The organism is Brevibacterium sp. SMBL_HHYL_HB1 (assembly GCF_018208375.1).
GTDB lineage: Bacteria > Actinomycetota > Actinomycetes > Actinomycetales > Brevibacteriaceae > Brevibacterium > Brevibacterium intestinavium.
On sequence record NZ_CP062936.1, the window covers coordinates 1,137,308 to 1,159,848 of the forward strand.

Below are 22,541 nucleotides of genomic sequence, written 5' to 3' on the forward strand. Positions count from 1 at the left end.
CGAAGGCCGAGGAGCTAAGACATGTCAGCAATCAAGAAGACGCTGGAATACCTGGGTTTCGTCGAAGAAGAGGACGAGACCGTCGATCGCCACGACACCGACCGTCGCGAACCCGCCTACCGTGACCGCGAGGTCGTTGAGACCTATGACGAGGTCGATGAGCACGACGAGCCGGAAGCGGCAGCGGATGAGTCACCGGCGCCGGTGACACCGATCCATCCGTCACCGATTCGGCCCGTAGACACCCCGGCCCCAGGAACCTCAATGAACCGCATCAGAACCATCCACCCCCGCAGCTACAACGATGCCATGGTCATCGGATCGGCCTTCCGCGAGGGCACCCCGGTGATCATGAACCTGTCGGAGATGGACGAGAACAACTCCAAGCGCCTCGTCGACTTCTCCGCCGGGCTGATCTTCGGCCTGCACGGATCGATCGAACGCGTGACGAACAAGGTGTTCCTGCTGACTCCCGAGAACATCGAGGTCGCCGGGGAGACCGAGGCCGATTCGGACACGCAGGCGAGTTTCTTCAACCAGAGCTGAACGGGTTCCGGGCTCTTCTCAACTCCTCTTCAGCTCGAGCCGTTAGGCTGGGGTTTCGGCACTCAAGCAGCAACGAAAGGCGCGAGGGACCCACGTGGCCACCATCTTCTATATCCTCGGTACGGCGCTTAGCCTCTATGTCTACGTGCTCCTGGCCCGCGTCATCCTCGACCTGGTGCAGGTGTTCTCACGCGAGTGGAAGCCGACCGGTTTCCTCCTCGTGCTCGCCGAGGCCGTGTACACGCTCACCGATCCGCCGCTGAAGATGCTGCGGAAGGTGATCCCGCCCCTGCGTCTGGGCCAGATCTCGCTCGACCTCGGGTTCATCGTCCTGCTCATCGGCGTCCAGATCATCGCCTCGGTGTTCTTCAACCTCTCCCACGCCTCGGTCTGAGAACACGGGCCTCGGTCCGAGAACACGGGCCCGGCGCGGCACCCGCGGCTCGCGGACACCCAGCACGAGGTCCCGGCCCACGATCGGCTGCGGTGCCAGGGTCGGAGGAGGCGTCGAAGACGATCCGGACGGCATTCGCGACGAAGCGTCTGCGCAGCGAGGCAGACCATGATCGATTCGACCGAATAGCGGCGAAATCATTAGCGGTAATCGCCGAAGAGCGATGAATGCGGGCATGGGAATTGGCCGTTGACGGTTGCGGCTTGTTAGCCTCAATGAGGAAAAATGCGTTATCGAATGCGTGACACGCCATTACTGCGGGACAGAACTGCAGGTGTTACGCTAATGTGACGTTGAAGCCGTCCTTCGGACGGCAGCGTAATGATTGTAGATCGACCGAAGGTGACCTCATGGCGCTCACGCCTGAAGACGTAGTAAACAAGCGGTTCCAGCATGTGAAGTTCCGCGACGGGTACGACCAGGATGAAGTCGACGATTTCCTTGACGAGGTCGTCGTCGAGTTCCGCCGTCTCTACCAGGAGAACGACGAGCTGCGTCAGAAGCTCTCCACCGCCGAACAGCGTGTGAAGGAACTCCAGGCCGGCGGCGCCACTGCCGCACCGGCTCAGGATTCCGACGCCACTCAGGCGATGCCGGCCGCCGTTCCCACTCCCGAGGAACCGACCGAGGCACCTGCACCGCAGGAAGAGCAGGCCCCTGCCGCCCCGGCACCGGTCGAGGAGACCCAGGCTTCGGCTCCCGTCGTCAAGGAAGCCGTTCCTGCTCCCGCCGAGGATTCGAGCGCATCGGGCGCGCAGGCTCCTGCCATGGCCGCCGGAGCCGGTGGCGCAGCCGGAGTCGGCCTCGGTGCCGCCGCAGCCGGCGGCGACGGGGATGCCCACGGTCTCATCGCTTTGGCTCAGCGCGTCCACGATGAGCACGTGGCCGAAGGTGAGCGCAAGCGCGACGAACTCATCAAGGGCGCCGAGAAGGAAGCCGCCGACATCGTCGGCAAGGCCGAGTCCAAGCGCGATGAGACCCTGTCGACCCTCGAATCGCAGAAGTCGACGCTGGAGCGTTCGATCGATCAGCTGTCGAATTTCGAGCGCCAGTACCGCACCCGTCTGAAGAGCTACCTCAACGATCAGCTGCGTGACCTCGAGAACTCCACGAGCCTGGCTCCGGAGACCCTCGACGGAAACAACCCGCTGGGCGGCTCGTTGAACCACAAGCTCTGATACGAGCTGGGCACAGAGGTCCGGGAACTCCCGAGAGTTCCCGGACCTCTGTCATACCCGCCCGCCTCGATGACGGTCCGGGGGCGGGACCTCGGGCGTGGGCACAGGAGACCGGGCGGATGTGCGCGAACTCCTGCGGCCCGGGGACGCCGGTGGGCTAGAATGAACCAAATGAACGATCCTGCCTCACGGGCGAAGAGAGCTCGCACCGCCGAACTGGGCCTGCTGTACGCCATCGCGGTCATCGTGCTCGTGATCGACCAGTTCACGAAGTTCCTCGCCGTCGCCCTGCTCGAAGGCAGGCCCCCGGTGCCCGTGATCGGGGATCTGGCCGGTTTCACCTTCTACCGCAACCCCGGTGCCGCACTCGGCCTGGGGTCGAGCGTGACCTGGGTGTTCCCACTCATCGCCATCGGCGTATTCATCGCGATCCTCGCGCTCTCACGCAAACTGGCCTCGCGCACCTGGGCCATCGGGCTCGGCCTGCTGCTGGGCGGACTGTTCGGCAACCTCGTCGACCGTCTGTTCCGGGCACCGTCGTTCCTGCACGGAGCCGTCGTCGACTTCATCGATCTGTCGCTGTTCATCTGCAATGTCGCCGACATCGCGATCACCGCGGCTGCGGTCACGCTCGTCGTGGCCAGCCTCAAGGGCATCGACATCGACGGATCGGACTCCCCACGTGTGAAAGAGGACTCCCATGACTGAACGCTCCATCCTCGTCCCCGAAGGGCTCGAAGGTCAGCGCGTGGACGCTGCGATGTCGAAGCTGCTGGGCCTGTCCCGCACCGCAGCGGCGGATATCTGCGCCGACGGCGGCGTGCAGATGTCCGGTCGCCCGGTGATCAAATCCGATCGCGTCATCGCCGGCGAACGGCTCGACATCATCATGCCCGAACCCCAACGACCCGTGGAGGTCGTTGCCGATCCGGTGCCGGGAATGAGGATCGTCCACGACGAGGACGCCTTCGTCGTCGTCGACAAACCCGTCGGAGTCGCCGCGCACCCGGCCATCGGCTGGACCGGCCGGACCGTCGTCGGGGGACTGGCCGCAGCAGGATTTCGAATCGCGACGTCCGGGGCTCCCGAACGGCAGGGCATCGTCCAGCGCCTCGATGTGGGCACCTCGGGGCTGATGGTCGTGGCCAAGAGCGAATACGCCTACAGCGTGCTCAAACGCGCATTCAAGGAACGCACCGTCGACAAGACCTACCACGCTCTCGTCCAAGGACTGCCCGACCCGGTGCTCGGCACGATCGACGCCCCGATCGCCCGGCACCCGAAGCACGATGGCCTCTACGCCGTGCGCACCGGAGGCAAGAACGCGATCACCCACTACGAGGTGATCGAGGCGCATCGGCGAGCCGCACTCGTCGAGGTCCACCTCGAGACCGGCCGCACCCATCAGATCCGCGTCCACTTCTCCGCCACCAAACATCCGTGCGTGGGCGATCTGCCCTATGGGGCCGATCCCGTGCTGGCCAAGGAGCTCGGTCTCGAACGGCAGTGGCTGCATGCGGTCAAGCTCGGCTTCCGCCACCCCGACACGCAGAAGTGGGTCGAATTCGAAAGCGACTACCCCGAGGATCTGCAGATCGCGATCGATCACATCCGACCCCACTGAACCGCCGGTGCCGGGCACCGGTCGCGACGTCGCCGGGCGGGCGCGGTGGGCCACCTCGGGGCCGGTGGAGATGGACTAAGCTGGGGGCGCAACACAGGCCACATCAGGAAGGCGGCTGCCAGTGCCGAACGAGGACTTCGTCCACCTCCACGTCCACACCGAATACTCCATGCTCGACGGCGCCGCACGCCTCGCCGATCTCATGGCAGCGACGAAGGCCTCGGGCATGTCCGCGATCGCCACGACCGACCACGGCTATCTCTTCGGCGCCTTCGACTTCTGGTCCCAGGCCACCGCGGCCGGCATCAAACCGATCATCGGCGTCGAAGCCTATGTCACCCCCGGCACGGACCGGCGCGATAAGACGAGGGTGAAGTGGCGGACCGACGAATCGCAGAAGCGCGACGACCTCTCCGGCGGCGGTCTCTACACGCACATGACCCTGCTGTCGCGGAACAACACGGGCATGCGGAACCTGTTCAAGGCCTCCTCGTACGCCTCCCTGGACTCCGTGACCTCGAAGTGGCCCCGCCTCGACCAGGAACTGCTCGAGACCTACTCCGACGGGCTCATCGCCACCACCGGCTGCCCCTCGGGTGAGATCCAGGTCCGACTGCGCCTGGGCCAGTACGAGGAGGCCCGAGCCGCTGCCGGAAAATACCGTGAGATGTTCGGCAAGGACAACTACTACGTGGAGCTCATGGACCACGGACTGTCCATCGAGAAGCGCGTGACGAAGGACCTCATCCGTCTGTCGAAGGAGCTCGACATCCCGTTGGTCGCGACCAACGACCTGCACTACACGCACGAGTCCGATGCGAAGGCCCATGAGGCGCTGCTGGCCATCCAGTCCGGATCCAAACTCATCGAACCCACCTACGATCAGGGCGGTTCGCGCTTCGCTTTCTCCGGGTCCGGCTACTACCTCAAGTCCCCGGCCGAGATGCGCGCTCTGTTCAAGGAGTTCCCCGAGGCGTGCGACAACACGCTCGAGATCGCCGAGAAGTGCGAAGTGTCCTTCGACACCGAGGCGAACTACATGCCGAAGTTCCCCTGTCCTCCCGGAGAGGACGAGACCTCCTGGCTGATCAAGGAGGTGGCGAAGGGACTGGACTACCGGTACCCGAACGGTGTGCCCGAGGAAGTGCGCAGGCAAGCCGACTACGAACTCGACATCATCATCTCGATGGGTTTCCCCGGCTACTTCCTCGTCGTCGCCGACTTCATCAACTGGGCGAAGGACAACGGCATCCGCGTCGGGCCCGGTCGAGGCTCGGGTGCCGGGTCCATGGTCGCCTACGCCATGCGCATCACCGACCTCGACCCGCTCCAGCACGGACTGTTCTTCGAGCGCTTCCTCAACCCGGACCGTGTGTCCATGCCCGACTTCGACGTCGACTTCGATGATCGTCGCCGCGGCGAGGTCATCGAGTACGTGACCGAGAAGTACGGCGACGAACGCGTGGCCATGATCGTCACCTACGGCACGATCAAGACGAAGATGGCGCTCAAGGACTCCGCACGCGTGCTCGGCAAACCGTTCTCCATGGGCGAGCGGCTGACGAAGGCGCTGCCGCCGGCCGAGATGGCCAAGGACATTCCGCTGGCCGACATCGAGAACCCGGAGTCGAAGCGGTACAAGGAAGCCGGGGAGTTCCGCGAACTCGTCGACACCGACCCCGAGGCCAGGGAGACCTTCGAGACGGCGAAGGGCCTCGAGGGGCTGAAGCGCCAATGGGGCGTCCACGCCGCCGGCGTCATCATGTCCTCCGACCCGATCATCGACGTGATCCCGATCATGCGCCGGTTCCAGGACGGCCAGGTCATCACCCAGTTCGACTATCCGACCGCCGAGGGCCTCGGACTCATCAAGATGGACTTCCTGGGCCTGCGGAACCTCACGATCATCTCCGACGCGGTCGAGAACATCAAAGCCAACCGGGACTACGATCTCGACCTCGAACACCTGACTCTCGACGACCCGGCCGCCTATGAGCTGCTCACCCGCGGTGACACCCTCGGCGTGTTCCAGCTCGACGGCGGCGGCCTGCGCGCCCTGCTGCGGATGATGAAGCCGGACAACTTCGAGGATATCTCCGCGACCCTGGCCCTCTACCGTCCTGGCCCGATGGGGGCGGACTCGCATACGAACTATGCCCTGCGCAAGAACGGTCTGCAGGAGGTCACCCCGATCCACCCGGAGCTCGAGGAGCCGCTCAAGGACATCCTCGACACCACCTTCGGCCTCATCATCTACCAGGAGCAGGTGATGGCGATCGCGCAGAAGGTCGCGGGGTACTCACTGGGTCAGGCCGACATCCTCCGCCGCGCCATGGGCAAGAAGAAGAAGGCCGAGCTGGACAAGCAACAGGTCGGGTTCTTCGCCGGCATGAAGGAGCGCGGCTACTCCGAGGACGCCGCTCAGGCCCTGTGGGACATCCTGCTCCCGTTCTCCGACTATGCGTTCAACAAGGCCCACTCGGCCGCCTACGGAGTCGTGTCCTACTGGACCGCCTACCTCAAGGCCCACTACACGGCCGAGTACATGGCCGCGCTGCTGACCTCGGTCGGCGACAACAAGGACAAGCTCGCGATCTACCTCAACGAGTGCCGTCGACTGGGCATCACGGTGCTGCCGCCGGACGTCAACGACTCCTCGCTCCACTTCACCCCGGTCGGGCAGGACATCCGCTTCGGCATGGGCGCGGTGCGCAACGTCGGCTCCCATGTCGTCGAAGGCATCGTCGAAGCGCGGGCGGAGAAGGGCTCCTACACCTCGTTCACGGACTTCCTCGACAAGGTGCCCAGCCACGTGTGCAACAAGCGCACGATCGAATCGCTGATCAAGGCCGGCGGCTTCGACTCTCTCGGACACACCCGCCGGTCCCTTGTCGAAGTCCACGAGGAGGCCGTGGACTCGGTCATCGGGGTCAAGCGGCAGGAGGCCAACGGCCAGTTCGACCTGTTCGCCGGGCTCGGCGGGGGAGACGAGGAGCCGGGCTTCTCCGTGGCCATCCCCGACCGTCCCGAATGGGAGAAGAAGGAGAAGCTCGCCTTCGAGCGCGACATGATCGGCCTCTACGTCTCCGATCATCCCCTCAACGGGCTCGAAGGGGTGCTGGCCGCCGAATCCGATGCCTCCATCGCCGAGGTGGTCGACCCCGAATCGCAGCGCCACGACGGATCCCAGGTCAAGGTCTGCGGAATGATCACCCAGGTGCTGCGCAAGGTGTCGAAGAACTCCGGACGCCCTTATGCGATCGTCACCCTCGAGGATCTCGAGGCCGAGGTCGAAGTGATGTTCTTCGGCGACACCTACGAGCCCGTGGCGAGCCTGCTGGCCACCGATCTCGTGATCTCGGTGACCGGACGCATCCGGACCTCGGACGATCGCCCGACCTCGCTGATGGCGATGTCGATGACGATTCCCGATGTCACCGATCCCAACGACCGGCCGCTGAATCTGCTCATGCCGATGGAGAAGGCCACCGAGGAGATGGCGACCAAGCTCAAGCAGATCCTCGAGTCGAACAAGGGCCAGACCGATGTCCACGTCATCCTGTCCCAGCCGGGCCGGCAGACGGTGATGCGCTTGGACCGCTCGATCCGCGTGGATCCGAACCCGAGCCTCTACGGTGATCTCAAAGCGCTGCTCGGCTCCCGCTGCCTCAGCGGCTGAGTCCCGAACCCGGTCCCGGTCCGCTGCGGGGGTGGGCCCGTGTCCGCGTTGCCGCCAGCGGTCCGGTGAGAGGCCGGCACCTGTCCGGTGGACGGGCCGGAGGCGCTGAATCGGACCACGACGACTAGAATGGCTCGGGTGAACATTCTGGACTTCCGTGGCGAGACCCTGAACAAGCGATTCCTGGCACAGCGGCTTCCTCGTGCCGCCGAGACCCATGCCGATATCGAACGTCGCGTGGCCGAGCTGCTCGAGACGGTCGCAGCGGGCGGATCAGCCGCGGTCAAGGACTTCACCGAACGCTTCGACGGTGTGCGACCCGATTGCCTGCGGGTGCCCGATTCCGCGCTGGCCTCCGCCGAGGCGGAGCTCGACCCCAGGATCAAAGCGGCCCTCGTCGAGTCCATCGACCGCGCCCGGAAGGTCGCTGCCGATCAGCGTCCGGCCGATGTGCGCACCGAACTGGCCTCCGGAGCCTTCGTGACCACCCGCCACCTTCCGGTCGAACGAGTCGGCCTCTACGTGCCGGGAGGGCTCGCGGTCTATCCCTCGACGGTGATCATGAACGTGGTTCCCGCACAGACGGCCGGGGCGAGCTCCCTGGCGATCGCCAGCCCTCCCCAGAGCAGCGGTCTGCCGCACCCGACGGTCCTGGCCACGGCCCGCATCCTCGGCGTGGACGAAGTGTGGGCGATGGGCGGTGCCCAGGCCATCGGTGCGCTGGCCTACGGCTTCGACGACGCTGAGGAACTCGAACCGGTCGATCTCATCACCGGACCGGGAAACGCCTATGTGGCCGCGGCGAAGTCCCTCGTCCGCTCCCGGGTCGGCATCGACGCGGTGGCCGGTCCCACGGAGATCATCATCCTCGCCGATGCTCAGGCGAATCCCCGCTTCGTCGCAGCCGATCTCATCAGCCAGGCCGAGCACGACGAGCTGGCCGCCTCGGTGCTGGTCACCGATTCACCGCAGCTGGCAGATCGGGTGGGATCAGAACTCGAGATCCAGATTCCGCAGTCGGTCCACCGCGAGCGCATCGACACGGCCCTGAGCGGGAGGCAGTCGGCGATCGTCCTCGTCGACGACCTCGAGGCCGGCATCACCGTCGTCAACGGCTATGCCGGTGAGCACGTGGAGGTCCACACCGACGATGCCGCAGCCGTGGCCGAACGGATCACGAACGGGGGAGCGGTGTTCCTCGGCGACTGGTCCCCGGTCTCGCTCGGCGACTACTGCGCGGGATCGAACCATGTGCTGCCGACCATGGGCACGGCCGCCCACGGTTCGGGCCTGGGCGTGCACTCATTCATCAAGGTCAGCCAGGTCATCGACTATGATCGTGGGGCCCTGGCCGAAGTCGCCGAACACATCGACGCTCTGGCCGCCAGTGAACAGCTCCCGGCCCACGGCCGGGCCGTCGATATCAGGTTCGAGGAGTAGAGATGCGTTGTCCGTTCTGTCGTGAGTCCGACTCGCGGGTCGTCGACTCGAGGACCAGCGAAGACGGCGCCGCGATCCGCCGGCGGAGACAGTGCCGCCACTGCGGTCGCCGCTTCACGACGATGGAGGCCACGAGTCTGTCGGTGATCAAACGCTCCGGGGTGACCGAGGAGTTCTCGCGGCAGAAGATCATGTCGGGTGTGCGCAAGGCCTGCCAGGGGCGCCCGGTCAGCGACGACGACCTCGCGAAGCTGGCGCAGAGGGTCGAGGAGAACATCCGCTCGAAGGGCATCGCCGAGATCGATGCCGACGAGGTGGGGCTGTCCATCCTCGATCCGCTGCGCGAACTCGACCAGGTCGCCTACCTGCGCTTCGCCAGCGTCTATCAGGGCTTCGACTCCCTCGAGGACTTCGAGGCCGCGATCGATTCGCTGCGTGCCGATGCGCTGCTGCAGGCCGGACAGTCCAGGCAACCGCTGCCCGAGGACTTCGCCGACTGAACGCAGGCTGAGGAAGTCGTCAATTCCTCTGAGAAATCTTGCTTCCGAGTACGTCGGTCGGGCAATAGTTGTGTAGTATTGACAGTGCGCGCTACGGCGCGCGGTCGCTTGCGGTTCGGAGGGGAAGCCGGACCCAAGCGGCCTTCTACTTTTCCGGGGCCGAGCTCTCCGCACGGCACTCGCATTCGCCGCACATGAGTGGCCGCTCTGCGCATGGGGGCGCATTCGCGCGCATCAGGGGGTGGGCACCGGCACACATCGGCGGATGAGGGGGATGGGCACCGGCACACATCGGCGGATGAGGGGGATGGGCACCGGCACGGCAGCGGGCATGCCCGCCGCCGTGCCGACCACGGCCGACGCCGAACTCAGCCGGCTCGACGCTCGGCGGCGGCGTCGAAGAGCTCGCTGAGCTCGGTGTGCGCAGAGGCGAGGATGCGCAGCCGCTCCGTCGTCCTGGTCAGGGCCACATAGAGACCGCCGATGCCCGTCTCGCTGCCGACCGGGGCGATGCGGCCGGGTTCGACGATGATCACCGAATCGAACTCGAGGCCTTTGGCCTGGTCCGGGGTGATGAGCGCGATCTGATGATCGAGCCCTCTGACCGAGCGTCCGAAGTCGAAGTCCGCGAGCACCTCGGCGATGGTCTCGATGAGGCTCTCATCAGCGACGATTGCGATCTTGCCGGTCTCGGCCGCCGCGATTTCCGCGGTCGTGACCTCGGCGAGGGCGTCGAGGGTCTCCGTTTCGGAGGCGAAGGTGTCCAACTGCGGATCGGTGCCTCCCTGACGCACCGATTCGACGAGTTCGAGCTGCGGGAAATGACGGTGGAGGTACCGGTTGGCCAGATCCATCACCGACTGCGGGGTGCGGTAGGACACGGTGAGCACCTGGAGAGCGAAACGGTCGCCGACGAACTCCGAGAGGATCGAGGACCAGGTGCGGGCATTGTCGGCGCGTGAGGACTGGGCGAGGTCGCCGACGACGGTCGCCGACTTCGAAGGCACCCGGCGGAAGAGCACCCGCCACTGCATGGGCGTCAGCTCCTGCGCCTCATCGACGACGAGGTGGCCGTACGTCCACTCGCGATCCTCGAGGGCGCGTTCGGCCAGCGTCATCGACGGGCCCTGCTCCTCCCACCGTTCTGCGAGCATCTCGGCGGAGACCATGCCGCCGGTCTCGGTCATATCGACCACGGCCTCGGCGTACTCGCGGGCTGCTTCGTCCCGGGCCTGAGTCTGCTGCGGAGCGGAGCCGAGCAGTTCGGCCAGTTCGTCGAGCAGCGGCACATCGTCGATCGTGAATTCCTCGCGCCGTTCCTCGTGCAGGCTCGCCTGCTCCGACGGGCTCAGCAGCCTCGCCGCGGCGTCCCGCAGTTTGTGCGGCTTGCCCAGCAGGGCCCGCAGCGCACCGGCGGGACTGATGGGGAACCACGCGAGGTTGAGGGCGCGACGGACGTCGATGCTCGAGCGCAGCTCTTCGAGGAGCTCCGGCAGGCGTTCCCCGGCCGAATCCAGGCCCATCTCGCGGGCGAGGTCCTCGGCGAGGATCTTCAGCAGTCCGGTGACGAAGCCGGTGCGGGCGGCATTGTGGGCGTCGCCGCTGCGGCGGGCCCGATCGCGTGCGGAGCGCACGTCCTTGCGGCGCAGCACGATCGTGTGCGATCCGACGCGCAGCTGCTCATCGTGGTCGGGCACCCGCTGGTAGTTCGCGATGTGGTTCTTCAGCACCTCGGCCATGACCGAGCGGCCCTTGATCTCGGCGACAGTCGCGGTGTCGGAGACATCCGTGTCGAGACCAGGGTAGAGCTGACCGGGGGTGAGCAGGACCGCGCCGGTCTCGCCGAGGCTGGGCAGGACCTTCTCGATGTATTTGAGGAACACCGTCGAGGGTCCGACGAGCAGGACGCCGGACTTCGCGATCCTCTCCCGGTGGCGGTAGAGGAGGTAGGCGGCCCGGTGCAGCGCGACGGCTGTCTTGCCGGTGCCGGGCCCGCCCTGGACGACGAGGACGCCGGAGAGAGGGCGGCGGATGATCGCATCCTGCTCGGATTGGATGGTGGCGACGATATCGCCCATCCGGCCCGTGCGGTGGCTGGTGAGGGCGGCCAGGAGAGCTCCCTCGCCCTGCAGGTTCGAACGCTGCGCATCGTCGAGGGCGTCGATGTCGAGCACATCGTCCTCGATGCCGGTGACCAAACGATTTCCGGTGACGAGATGGCGACGGCGGGCGACCCCTTCGGGGTTGGCCGCCGTCGACTGATAGAAGCGTTCCGCGGCCGGTGCCCGCCAATCGATGAGCATCTGCTGGCGGTCGGCGTCGGTGAGGCCGATCCTGCCGATGTAGGTGGGTTCGTCCTCGTCGACGAGGTCGAGTCGCCCGAAGCACAGCCCTTCCTCAGCGCCGTCGAGGCGGATGAGCTGATCTTCGTACAGAGTGGCGAAGGCATCGCGTTCGGTCCGATGCTGATGGTTGCCTCCGACCTCGGAGATCCTCACGGTTCCGAGGCGAGCTGTGGTCTCCTCCCGCAGCTGGTCGAGTCGGGCGTAGAGTTCGTCGAGCTTGGCCTGCTCGGTGCGAATTTCTGAAGCTTCTGTCATCTCACCTTCTTGGGTCGGCATTCAATTATGCCGAACTTTCCCCGGTGACTGTAGTCGCAGCGTCATTTCCGATCGGGGCGTTTCTCACATTCGCCTCGCCGGTCGGCTCACAGTCCGAGGCGCGAGCGCAGCCCCTGACCGCTGAGGAAGGTCGCCGCACTGGCAGCCGTGCGCAGGCTGCGATCGAGACCGACCGCATCGAGCGGGGAGTTCGATGCGAGCACGAGGACGTTGCCGTGCCGGCGGCCCTTGAGGATCCCCGGTTCGGTGGCCGCTGCCAGGTGGCGGAAGTGGTCGCCGAGCGCGGTCAGCTCCGCCTTCAGCACTCGGTGATCACCGGCGTCGGGGACATTGGCCAGATAGAGTCCGGAGTCCTTGAGCGCCTCCGCGCAGGAGGCGAAGAACTGCCCGGTCTGCAGGGCGGGCGGCACCGAGTCGTGGTCGAAGGCGTCTCGGACGACGACGTCGAGGGCATCGGGCCTGAACCGACTGATCTCCGCGGCACCGTCACCGGCGCGCAGGGCCAGAGCGGGGGAGCGGGGCAGGTCGAACCACTGGCGGGCGAAGTCGAGCAGGGCGGCATCGATGTCGATCGCCGTCTGCTTCGATCCCGGGCGCGCCGCGTCGAGGGCTCTGGCCAGCGCGCAGCCGGCCGCTCCGATGTGCACGGCCCGCAGAGACCCTTCCGGGAGTTCGACATCGATGGCTCGGCGCATCCAGTCGAGGTACTCGAAGTCCAGGCGCTGCGGATCGCTGAGCGTGATCGACGACGAGGGGACCCCATTGACGTGGAGGACGTAGGAATCGGCCTCGCCGTCGAGCTTCTCCAGACGCGCGGTGCCCGTCGAGATGTCGACGACTTGGGAACCGGGTGCTGTGTATATCCGTCTCTTCGCCACCCCTCACTTCTATGCCAGTCGGGCGCTCGTGGCAATTCGACCCGAAGCCTCGTGGGGACGGCGACCGCGACTCGAACGCCTCCTGCCTGTGGATCGAAATCCGCCGTCCACAGGCCGGTGCGCGGATCTGGTCGGACGACTGAGGCATCGGTTGGAGTGGAACCGGTCCGCAGAGCCGCGGCACCACCGCATTCGAGACGAGGACACCATCATGAGAACACCGGCCCGATCCCCAGAGGACATCATCGGCATCGTTCCCCACACGCTGGGCTACACGCCGCGCAACAGCCTCGTGGCCCTCATCGTCGGCACCGATGACAGTGGGGCACAGTCGAGTTCGACGACCCTGCGCATCGACTTCTCCCGCGAGACCGCCGCCCGGATCATCGCCGAGGGCGGGGACTGGTACGTCGACCTCGTCCTGCGCGCCGGCACCGTCTCCGGCGTCTTCCTCATCCTCTACGACGAGGACTACGAGCACATCGATCCCTTCGCCGACGAGGCGGCCGGTCCGTTCGGCACCGAAGCGGCCGGTCCCATCGGGGCCGAGGCGAGCGACTCGGTCGGCGCCGACGCAGCGCCGACCGAGAACGGTGCCGAGCCGGGTGCCGCGCCGGATGCGCGGGACACCGGGCCGGACGGGCAGGAGGCCCAGGCAGCAGGCGATGCGGATGCCGAATACGCGAACGTCCACCGCGGCCTCGTCCACGCGGCGATCGACGAACTGGCCACGTCGTTCGCGACCGTCGGCGTCGACACACTCAGCGCCTGGTGGGTGAGTCGGGAGCGGTTCGGACGCATCGACGAGGACGGATACCTCAGCACACCGCTGATCGCGGCGACCGCCTCGGCGTGCGCCACCGAACTCGTCGCCAGCGGATCCAATCCGGCCGAAGCACCGGAGGACCTGGTCATCGGTCCGATGACGGCCGAGGCCTTCGCCCACAGCCGGGGCGGACACACGGACGAATGGATGGCCACCGAAGAGGCCTTCGCGATCCTCGCCGAGATCTATCCGCACCTGGAGGCGATGCGCGGAGACGACGAGTCCATCAACGAGGCCCGGATCAACGCGCTGTTGGATCTGCCGACGGTCATGGCCGTCGACGCCCTGCTGGCGAAGAAATGGTCCCGCGATGCCCTCGAGATGATCTTGAGCTTCGACCACCCCGATTTCCCGCCTGCCCGGCTCGCCCGCCTCGACAGCGACGCGCTGTGCGCACTGTCCCACCGCATCGGCCGCAGCGCCGAGGCCGCACAGCACCTCGTGGGACTGTCTCCGCGCCCGCCGCGGCCACGCGACATCCAGATCGCGATCGCGTTCTTCAAGGAATACCTGCCGCTGGGACACCCTCAGGTCCGCGCCACCGCCTATGCTGTCATCGCCTGGTACGAATGGGCCCTGGGCGGATCGACGATGGCGGAGAACTATGCGCTGGCCGCGATCGAGCTCGAACCCGAACACCGTCTGGCCCAGCTCATCACCCACGCCGTGGTCAACGGCCTCCTGCCCCGATGGCTGACTGAGTCCCGGGGCACACGATTCTGAACATCCCGCACGGCCGAGGAGATGTCACCGGAGGCGGCACTCGGTTCTGAGACCGTCGGTCAGGGGCGGCGGGGCCGATTCGCAAAGGCGGGAATAACGTGCGAAAATTAAGCGTTGACCCAGTCATTGCAGTATGGGCGAACTATGCGTTCGCCCCGGACCGTACGCGGACCACTTGACTTGGGTCTTAGTACTGTCCGGATGCATGGGGAAGTTTCAACGCTCGCGAAAGGTGAACACGTGCCGAGAGTCGACAAGGAATCCACAACGGTGACGGAGAAGTCGGAGGGAACGGCCGGCACGACCTCGCCCGGTGGATCCAAGACCACTGCGGCGTCGAAGTCCACTGCGAAGAAGACTGCGAAGACGTCGAGCACTGCCGGAACCAAGAAGGCAGCGGCGAACAAGTCGGCCAAGACGGCCGCGAAGTCGACCGCTGCGAAGACCACGACGGCTGCGTCGAAGAAGACCACGGCCGCGAAGAAGACAACCGCGTCGAAGACGGCGGAGTCGGCGACGACGAAGCCGACCGCGGCGAAGGAAGCGAAGAAGGCGGCCAAGTCGAAGAAGACCGTCGAAGACATCGACACCACCGAGGAGGTCGAACCCGCAGCGGACGCGCTGGCGACCGAGGAGAGCCCCGCCGAGGCGACCGAGACGAAGAACTCCGAGGAGAAGGAGAAGAACGCCGCCGTCGCAGAGGCAGGCGGATTCATCGTCTCCGACACCGACGAGGAGGACGCTCCTGCCCAGCAGGTCGTCTCCGCCGGAGCCACGGCCGATCCCGTCAAGGACTACCTCAAGCAGATCGGCAAGGTGGCTCTGCTCAATGCCGCCGAGGAGGTCGACCTGGCCAAGCGCATCGAGGCCGGCATGTACGCCGAGCACCTCCTCGATGCCGGTGAGGTCACGGATCCGCGGGAGACCATGGACTACAAGTGGATCATCCACGATGGTCGGATCGCGAAGAACCACCTGCTGGAGGCCAACCTCCGCCTCGTCGTGTCCCTGGCCAAGCGGTACACGGGCCGGGGAATGCTCTTCCTCGACCTCATCCAGGAAGGCAACCTCGGACTCATCCGCGCGGTCGAGAAGTTCGACTACACGAAGGGCTTCAAGTTCTCCACCTACGCCACGTGGTGGATCCGACAGGCCATCACCCGTGCCATGGCCGATCAGGCCCGCACGATCCGGATCCCCGTGCATATGGTCGAGGTCATCAACAAGCTCGCCCGCGTCCAGCGGCAGATGCTGCAGGATCTCGGTCGCGAACCGACGCCGGAGGAGCTCGCCAAGGAACTCGACATGACCCCCGAGCGGGTCGTCGAGGTCCAGAAGTACGGGCGTGAGCCGATTTCGCTGCACACCCCGCTGGGTGAGGACGGCGATTCGGAGTTCGGCGACCTCATCGAGGACTCCGAGGCGGTCGTGCCCTCGGACTCGGTCAGCTTCACCCTCCTGCAGGAGCAGCTGCACTCGGTCCTCGACACGCTGTCCGAACGCGAGGCCGGCGTGGTGTCGATGCGCTTCGGGCTCAACGACGGCCAGCCGAAGACCTTGGACGAGATCGGCAAGGTCTACGGAGTCACCCGTGAGCGCATTCGCCAGATAGAGTCCAAGACGATGGCGAAGCTGCGCCATCCGTCCCGGTCGCAGGTCCTGCGGGACTACCTCGACTGATCACCGAACGCTTCGCATTGCCTGTGGCCGCACCGATGGGTGCGGCCACAGGCATACCGGGCCCTGATCGACAGCGAGACTTCGCCGGGGCGTCAGAACCAGTCGACGATGCCGTGGAACAGGGCGTCCGCGTACTTCTGCCGGCCGGATTCCGACTCCACGAGCTTCGCCTCGTCGGGATTGCGCATTTCGGCGCACTCGACGATGACGGCGGGCACGGAAGCATTGTTCAGCCCCGCCAGATCCGGTCGCCGGCTGATCGCATCCTCCCCATAGGCTCGGTTCGGGGTGAAGGAATCGCCCATCGAATTCCCCAGCGACTTCGCCAGGGCCACCGAGGCCTTCTCGGTCTTCTCATCCTCACCGGGATCGGCGACGATGATGTGGAAGCCCTCGGCCGAACTCGACTCGCTGCCATTGGCGTGGATGCTCACGAGCAGATCGGCGTCGTCGGCGAAGGTTCCGCGCTCGTCCACGCAGGGCCCGACGCCCGTGTTGTCCTTCCGGCTGAGCACGACCGTCGCGCCGGCGTCTTCGAGCGAATCCCGCAGCATCGTCGACACCGACCATGTGAAGTCTGCTTCCGAATAGTCCGAGTTCGTCGACGTGCCCGTGGTGTTGCACGCCTTCGTCCCGCCGCGGCCATCGGGCACCTGACGGGAGATCTCCTCCGGGTGCGAGGCGTTGCCGCCGTTGTGGCCGGGATCGATCGCGATCGTCCTGCCCTCGAGATCGACATCGCGGGGATCAGCGGCGTCGGTCGCGCTCGTCCGAGTCGCCGCCGCGGACGAGGCGGACGGCCCGGACTCCGCTGCGGTGCGCTCGGCGGCCTCCGTCGTCGAGGTGGCCGGGGAGGACGAGTCCTGGCCGCACGCCGCCAGACCCGGCAGGGTGAGTGCGGCGGTGAGCAGGAGGCTCGGGGCGAGGAGACGATGCGACATGGTCCCCATTGTTCCAGCAATTGAGCCAGCCCAGTCGCCACCCGGTGCCGCTGAGCCGAATGAGCCCCGACACGGCCGGTTGGGAATAGGGTCTGCGGCGTCCAGCGATTAGAATTCAATCGAACGAGAGGAAATGTGTGGAAGACGAAAGCTACGGCGCCAGGCATCTGTCAGTACTGTCCGGTCTCGAGGCGGTGCGCAAACGACCCGGCATGTATGTCGGCACGACCGATTCGCGCGGTCTCATGCACTGCCTGTGGGAGATCATCGACAACTGTGTCGATGAGGCCCTGGGCGGCCACGGATCCGAGATCCTCATCGAACTCGCCGCCGACGGCTCGGTGGCGGTCACCGACAAGGGACGCGGCATTCCCGTCGACGTCGAACCGAAGACCGGTCTGACCGGGGTCGAGGTCGTCATGACCAAGCTCCACGCCGGCGGCAAGTTCGGCGGTTCCTCCTATGCCGCCTCGGGCGGACTGCACGGAGTCGGTGCCTCGGTCGTCAATGCCCTGTCGGCTCGTCTCGACGTCGAGGTCACCCGCGGTTCGAAGGTCCACAAGATGTCCTTCCGCCGAGGAGTGCCCGGCCGCTTCGACGATTCCTCCGGCACCCCGAGCCCCGACAACCCCTTCGAGGCGTTCACGGAACCGACCGGTCTCGACGTCGTCGGCAAGGCCAAGCGCGGTGCCACCGGAACCCGCGTGCAGTACTGGGCCGATCCCCAGATCTTCCTGGCCAAGGCCCAGTTCGACTACCAGCACCTGGTCGAACGCGCACGGCAGACCGCGTTCCTCGTCCCCGGCCTGGAGCTGCGCATCGTCGACCGGCGCGGAGTCGCCCGTGACGAGACCGGCGCCGTCATCGCCGAACGCGAGGAGATCTTCAAGTTCGACGGCGGCATCACCGAGTTCGTCGACCATCTGGCCATCGACCCGCCCATCACCGACACCTGGCGGCTGCAGAACACCGGCACCTTCAAAGAGACCGTGCCCGTGCTCAACTCCTCCGGCCACCTCGAATCCAAGGAAGTCGAGCGCGAGGTCGGCGTCGACGTCGCCCTGCGCTGGGGGACCGGCTATGACACGAAGGTGAAGTCCTTCGTCAACGTCGTCGCCACTCCGCAGGGCGGCACCCACCTGTCAGGTTTCGAACAGGCTTGTCTCAAGTCGATGCGCAAGGCCGTCGAGGCCAACGCCCGCAAACTCAAGGTCGGCAAGGACAAGCTCGAGAAGGATGATGTGCTGGCCGGCCTCACCGCCGTGGTCACCGTGCAGCTGGCCGAACCCCAGTTCGAGGGCCAGACCAAGGAGGTGCTCGGCACGGCGGCGGTGCGCCAGATCGTCGCGAAGACCGTCGAGGCCCAGCTCGGTGCCGTGCTGAGTTCGACGAAGCGAGCGGAGAAGCAGCAGTCCGCGGTCCTGCTGGAGAAGGTCGTGGCCGAGATGAAGTCCCGCATCTCCGCGCGCACCCACAAGGAGAACCAGCGTCGCAAGACGGCTCTCGAGGCCTCCTCGCTGCCGGCGAAGCTCTATGACTGCCGTGACACCGGGGTGGAGAACACGGAGCTGTTCATCGTCGAGGGCGACTCGGCGATGGGCACGGCCAAGGCCGCCCGCAACTCCGATCATCAGGCGCTGTTCCCCATCCGCGGGAAGATCCTCAACGTCCAGAAGGCGGCACTGGGCGATATGCTCGCCAACGTCGAGTGCTCGGCCCTGATCCAGGTCATCGGGGCCGGCTCCGGACGCAGCTTCGACCTCGACGCGGCACGGTACGGCCGTGTGATCATCATGACCGATGCCGATGTCGACGGGGCGCATATCCGCACCCTGCTGCTGACCCTCTTCTTCCGCTATATGAAGCCGCTGGTCGAGGAGGGCCGGGTCTTCGCGGCGGTGCCGCCGCTGCATCGGGTCGAGATCGTGACGAAGCGGGGAACGCCGAACGACGTCGTCTACACCTACTCGGAGGCGGAGCTGCACGCGCTGCTGAAGAAGCTCGAGAAGCAGAAGAAGACCTACAAGGAGCCCATCCAGCGCTACAAGGGGCTGGGGGAGATGGACGCCGATCAGCTGGCCGAGACGACCATGGACCAGAGCATGCGCACGCTGCGCAGAGTCACGATGGCCGACGCCGAGGCGGCCGAGAACACCTTCGAGCTCCTCATGGGATCATCGGTGGGTCCACGCAGGGAATTCATCGTCTCCGGTGCCGCCGTCCTCGACGCCGAGCGTATCGACAGCTGATCAGCTCAGATCCCGAAGGTCGCGGGGGTGAGGATGAGCAGCGTCGGCAGGAGCAGCAGCAGTGCGGCCAGACCGATCGACATCAGCCGCACCGGGATCCGCGCCGGATCCAAGGGCTCGGACAGCCGGCGGATGCGCTGAGTCGACAGGTCGCTGCGATGCTCGGGGCTGATGGCCGCGGCTGATCGCACGGCACGGGCCAATATCTGCGGATCCACGTGCTCCCTGGCCTGATCATCGGCCATGAGCTCGATGAGCCGATTGACCGAATTCAGCCCGATCGCCGTCGCTGAGAAGTAGGGCAGCGCCCGGTGCCATGCGGCGAAGGGGATGACGAGCACATCGTGCCGGAAGTCCAGGTGCGCGCGCTCATGAGCGATGACCGCAGTCCGCTCCATCTCGTCGAGGGCATGGATGAGCCCGGTCGAGAGCACGGCGGTGCCCTTCCTCGGCCCTTTGGGCAGGCAGTAGGCGACTACCTCGTCGGTGGTGATGATACGTGTGTCGGGGTAGTTGGCCGAGGGCTCGCTGAGCAGGTGGAGGATCTCGTCGTGGCGCAGACGGGTCTTGCGCGCAGAGTAGAAGGTCAGTGCGAGGCAGCCGAGCAGCCTGCCGATGAGCAGAAGGGCGATGACGAGGAAGATCCAGGCGATGACCGACAGCTGCGTATGGGTCTGTCCGCGCAGCAGGGCCAGGATGCCCTGAGGCAGGCTCGTCGATCCCGGGGCGACGGCGAAGGCGAGTGCGGCACCGATGAGGGACAGCCCGCCGGAGAGGCCGACGGCCTGCCAGAGGACGACCTCGGAGATCGGGTCACCGCGGAAGCGTGCGAGTGCGGCCGGAATCGGCCATGCGAGCAGAAAGGCCAGAACAGCCAGAATCAAGCCCAGAATGGTCATTGGAGTGACCGATCTGGATCAGGAATGCGTCGAGTGGTTGCGCCCGAGCAGATTGCGCAGCGCCTTGGTGTCGGCTTCGGAGACGGTGCCGAGGAAGCGTGCGAGGACGGCGTGACGATCCGGGGCCTGCGAGAGCATCTCCGTCATCAGTTCCGCGACATGATCCTCACGGGTCGACACCGCCAGGTAGCGATGCGGCCGGACACTGCGATCGCGAGTGACGAAGCCCTTCTTCTCCAGCCTGGACAGGACGGTGTGGACCGTCGTCAGTGCCAGTTCCCGGTCGGCGAGAACCTCGCGCAGTTCGGCCGCGCTCAGCCCGTCGTCATGGACCCAGATGGCGTCCATGACGCTGCGTTCGAGTTCACCCAGTGTTCCCACAGTTCAAAAGTCCTCGTCGTTTCGTGATGTTCGGTTTACCCGAGTATATCTCTACAGACTGTCGAATTCCAGGACAGCGGGCCGTCAGTCTCCCGTGAGCTGCGCCGGGGCCCTGTCGGCCGTCGGGCGCGTTCGAGGCTGTCAAACGGCGTGGCCGTCGGAGGCCGGTCGGGGCCGTGGGCGGCGTGGCCGCCGGGAATCTGGTCGGGACCCCTGGCGGTCGGCGAATGAAAGGGAGCACCATTGGTACAGGACGTCTTGGATGGCGGAACGATTGCCGCTGTGCTTCTACGGGATGTAGAATTCTACGTGACGTAGAAATAGTGTCCGAACTCGAACGGAGATCCCATGGATTTGGATCCAGTCCTCATCGGACGGTGGCAATTCGGAATCACCACCGTCTACCACTTCTGGATGGTGCCGCTGACTCTGGGACTCGGGATGCTCGTCGCGATCCTGCAGACGATCTATCACCGCACCGGCAATGAGGTCTATCTGCGCAGCACGAAGTTCTTCGGCAAGCTCTTCCTCATCAACTTCATCATGGGCGTGGCCACCGGTCTGGTCCAGGAATTCCAGTTCGGGATGGCCTGGAGCGAATACTCGCGCTTCGTCGGCGACGTATTCGGCGCGCCTCTCGCCCTGGAGGCGCTGCTCGCGTTCTTCCTCGAATCGACGTTCCTGGGACTGTGGATCTTCGGCTGGGGGAGACTGCCCCGGGCGGTCCACCTCGGTGCTCTGTGGTGCGCGGTCATCGGTTCGTGGATCTCGGCCTATTTCATCATCGTGGCGAACTCGTGGATGCAGCATCCCGTCGGCGTCGAGATGGTCGACGGCCGACCCGTGATGACCGATGTGTGGGCGGTGCTGGGCAACAACACCGCCATCGCCGCCTATACCCACACGCTCTTCGGCTCCCTGGCCGTCGGCGGCTCCTTCCTGCTCGGCATCTCCTGGTACCACCTCTACCACCGCCGCAAGGACGGCATCGACACCGTCGGCGACGACGGCAAGGTCGTCGTCGGGTCCTCGTCGGCCCTGCCCGGTCGCGATGAGACCGACCACCGGGTCTGGATCAAATCGCTGCGCATCGGCGCCCTCGTCGGCATCATCGCCTTCGCCGGTGTGGCCATCACCGGTGACGTCCAAGCCAAGCTCATGTTCGAACAGCAGCCGATGAAGATGGCCTCCGCCGAGGCCGCCTGCCACGACGGCACCGAATTCTCCGTGCTCACGGTCGCCGACCCGTCGTCGAACGACTGCGACGGGGTGGAGAACATCTTCGAGATCCCCGGCCTGCTGTCCTTCCTGGCCAATGGGGACTTCTCCACGCCCGTCCACGGAGTCACGACCCTCCTGCCCGACTACCAGGAGAAGTACGGCACCCACATCCCCGACGACCCGCGCTACGGCGACCACGCCGGCGAAGCGATCGACTACCAGCCGATCATGATCGTCACCTACTGGGGCTTCCGGATGATGATCGGGTTCGGCGTCCTGGCCGCCGGCGTCTGCGTGATCGGTCTGTGGCTGTCGCGCAAGGGCACGGTTCCGGCCTCGAAATGGCTCAGCCGTGGGTTCCTCCTGGCCATCACGGCCCCGTTCATCGCGAACTCGGCAGGGTGGATCTTCACGGAGATGGGCCGCCAGCCCTTCGTCGTGGTCCCGAACCCCGCGCAGCTCGACGGGGTGTACATGTACACCCAGGCGGCGCTGTCTCCCGAACTGAGTCCGGGGACGCTGCTGTTCTCACTGATCAGCCTCACCGCCGTCTACGGCGGTCTGATGGTCGTCGAACTGCGGCTGCTGACGACCTACGTCAAGGGAGGAGTCGCCTCGGCGATGCCTGAGCTGGTCTCCTCCACGACCAAACCCACGATCACCGACGACGGCGAAGACGTGCTGTCGTTCGCCTACTGAGG

17 protein-coding genes are annotated in these 22,541 nt (G+C 65.9%); 12 read left to right on the top strand and 5 right to left on the bottom strand.

Annotated features, from left to right (window positions below; genetic code table 11):
* Positions 1-21: 21 nt before the first annotated feature.
* The 8 genes from sepF to nrdR all read left to right on the top strand — a co-directional run bounded on the left by sepF (position 22) and on the right by nrdR (position 9,421).
* The gene (sepF, locus tag IG171_RS05280) at positions 22-546 is read left to right on the top strand and encodes a cell division protein SepF (protein WP_212130390.1); all 525 of its coding nucleotides are present in this window, start codon (positions 22-24) and stop codon (positions 544-546) included.
* Between the two features lie 94 nt (positions 547-640).
* The gene (locus IG171_RS05285; protein ID WP_212130392.1) at positions 641-940 is read left to right on the top strand and encodes a YggT family protein; all 300 of its coding nucleotides are present in this window, start codon (positions 641-643) and stop codon (positions 938-940) included.
* A gap of 410 nt (positions 941-1,350) precedes the next feature.
* Positions 1,351-2,178 carry a DivIVA domain-containing protein gene (locus IG171_RS05290; RefSeq protein WP_212130394.1) on the top strand — a complete coding sequence of 276 codons (828 nt, stop codon included), beginning with the start codon at positions 1,351-1,353 and terminating at the stop codon, positions 2,176-2,178.
* Positions 2,179-2,349: 171 nt separating this feature from the next.
* Complete coding sequence (locus tag IG171_RS05295; protein WP_212130396.1) at positions 2,350-2,886, top strand: signal peptidase II; 537 nt, start codon at positions 2,350-2,352, stop codon at positions 2,884-2,886.
* On the top strand, positions 2,879-3,802 hold the full coding sequence (locus tag IG171_RS05300; protein WP_212130398.1) for an RluA family pseudouridine synthase: 924 nt from the start codon (positions 2,879-2,881) through the stop codon (positions 3,800-3,802). Before IG171_RS05295 ends, IG171_RS05300 begins: the two co-directional genes overlap by 8 nt.
* 115 nt (positions 3,803-3,917) lie before the next feature.
* Positions 3,918-7,481 carry a DNA polymerase III subunit alpha gene (dnaE, locus tag IG171_RS05305; protein ID WP_212131545.1) on the top strand — a complete coding sequence of 1,188 codons (3,564 nt, stop codon included), beginning with the start codon at positions 3,918-3,920 and terminating at the stop codon, positions 7,479-7,481.
* Between the two features lie 129 nt (positions 7,482-7,610).
* Positions 7,611-8,921, top strand: coding sequence for a histidinol dehydrogenase (gene hisD / locus IG171_RS05310; protein WP_212130399.1), 1,311 nt, complete (start codon positions 7,611-7,613; stop codon positions 8,919-8,921).
* Between the two features lie 2 nt (positions 8,922-8,923).
* Positions 8,924-9,421 (top strand): transcriptional regulator NrdR, encoded by a 498-nt coding sequence (gene nrdR / locus IG171_RS05315; protein ID WP_212130401.1) that lies wholly within the window; start codon positions 8,924-8,926, stop codon positions 9,419-9,421.
* A 368-nt stretch (positions 9,422-9,789) separates the two neighbouring features.
* On the opposite strand, the gene IG171_RS05320 is transcribed toward nrdR, so the two are convergent.
* Together IG171_RS05320 and IG171_RS05325 are read right to left on the bottom strand one after the other, a co-directional pair.
* Positions 9,790-12,021, bottom strand: a complete 2,232-nt coding sequence (locus tag IG171_RS05320; protein ID WP_212130403.1) for an AAA family ATPase — start codon at positions 12,019-12,021, stop codon at positions 9,790-9,792.
* 107 nt (positions 12,022-12,128) lie between these two features.
* Complete coding sequence (locus tag IG171_RS05325) at positions 12,129-12,920, bottom strand: fused MFS/spermidine synthase (RefSeq protein ID WP_212130405.1); 792 nt, start codon at positions 12,918-12,920, stop codon at positions 12,129-12,131.
* A gap of 211 nt (positions 12,921-13,131) precedes the next feature.
* Between IG171_RS05325 and IG171_RS05330 the strand changes: the two genes are divergently transcribed.
* Positions 13,132-14,469 (top strand): DUF4192 family protein, encoded by a 1,338-nt coding sequence (locus IG171_RS05330; protein ID WP_212130408.1) that lies wholly within the window; start codon positions 13,132-13,134, stop codon positions 14,467-14,469.
* A gap of 240 nt (positions 14,470-14,709) precedes the next feature.
* Positions 14,710-16,149, top strand: coding sequence for an RNA polymerase sigma factor (locus IG171_RS05335; protein ID WP_249204096.1), 1,440 nt, complete (start codon positions 14,710-14,712; stop codon positions 16,147-16,149).
* Positions 16,150-16,241: 92 nt separating this feature from the next.
* On the opposite strand, the gene IG171_RS05340 is transcribed toward IG171_RS05335, so the two are convergent.
* Positions 16,242-17,090 (bottom strand): N-acetylmuramoyl-L-alanine amidase, encoded by an 849-nt coding sequence (locus IG171_RS05340; RefSeq protein WP_212130411.1) that lies wholly within the window; start codon positions 17,088-17,090, stop codon positions 16,242-16,244.
* A gap of 137 nt (positions 17,091-17,227) precedes the next feature.
* Here IG171_RS05340 and IG171_RS05345 point away from each other — a divergent pair, with 137 nt between their 5' ends.
* Entirely contained in the window at positions 17,228-19,339 is a 2,112-nt protein-coding gene (locus tag IG171_RS05345) for a DNA topoisomerase IV subunit B (RefSeq protein WP_212130413.1), read from the top strand.
* Between the two features lie 5 nt (positions 19,340-19,344).
* On the opposite strand, the gene IG171_RS05350 is transcribed toward IG171_RS05345, so the two are convergent.
* Positions 19,345-20,223, bottom strand: coding sequence for a M56 family metallopeptidase (locus tag IG171_RS05350; protein WP_249204098.1), 879 nt, complete (start codon positions 20,221-20,223; stop codon positions 19,345-19,347).
* A 33-nt stretch (positions 20,224-20,256) separates the two neighbouring features.
* Positions 20,257-20,619: a BlaI/MecI/CopY family transcriptional regulator gene (locus IG171_RS05355; RefSeq protein ID WP_212130415.1), complete on the bottom strand. Its 363-nt coding sequence runs from the start codon at positions 20,617-20,619 to the stop codon at positions 20,257-20,259.
* Between the two features lie 354 nt (positions 20,620-20,973).
* Between IG171_RS05355 and IG171_RS05360 the strand changes: the two genes are divergently transcribed.
* Positions 20,974-22,539 carry a cytochrome ubiquinol oxidase subunit I gene (locus tag IG171_RS05360; RefSeq protein WP_212131546.1) on the top strand — a complete coding sequence of 522 codons (1,566 nt, stop codon included), beginning with the start codon at positions 20,974-20,976 and terminating at the stop codon, positions 22,537-22,539.
* Positions 22,540-22,541: the final 2 nt, after the last annotated feature.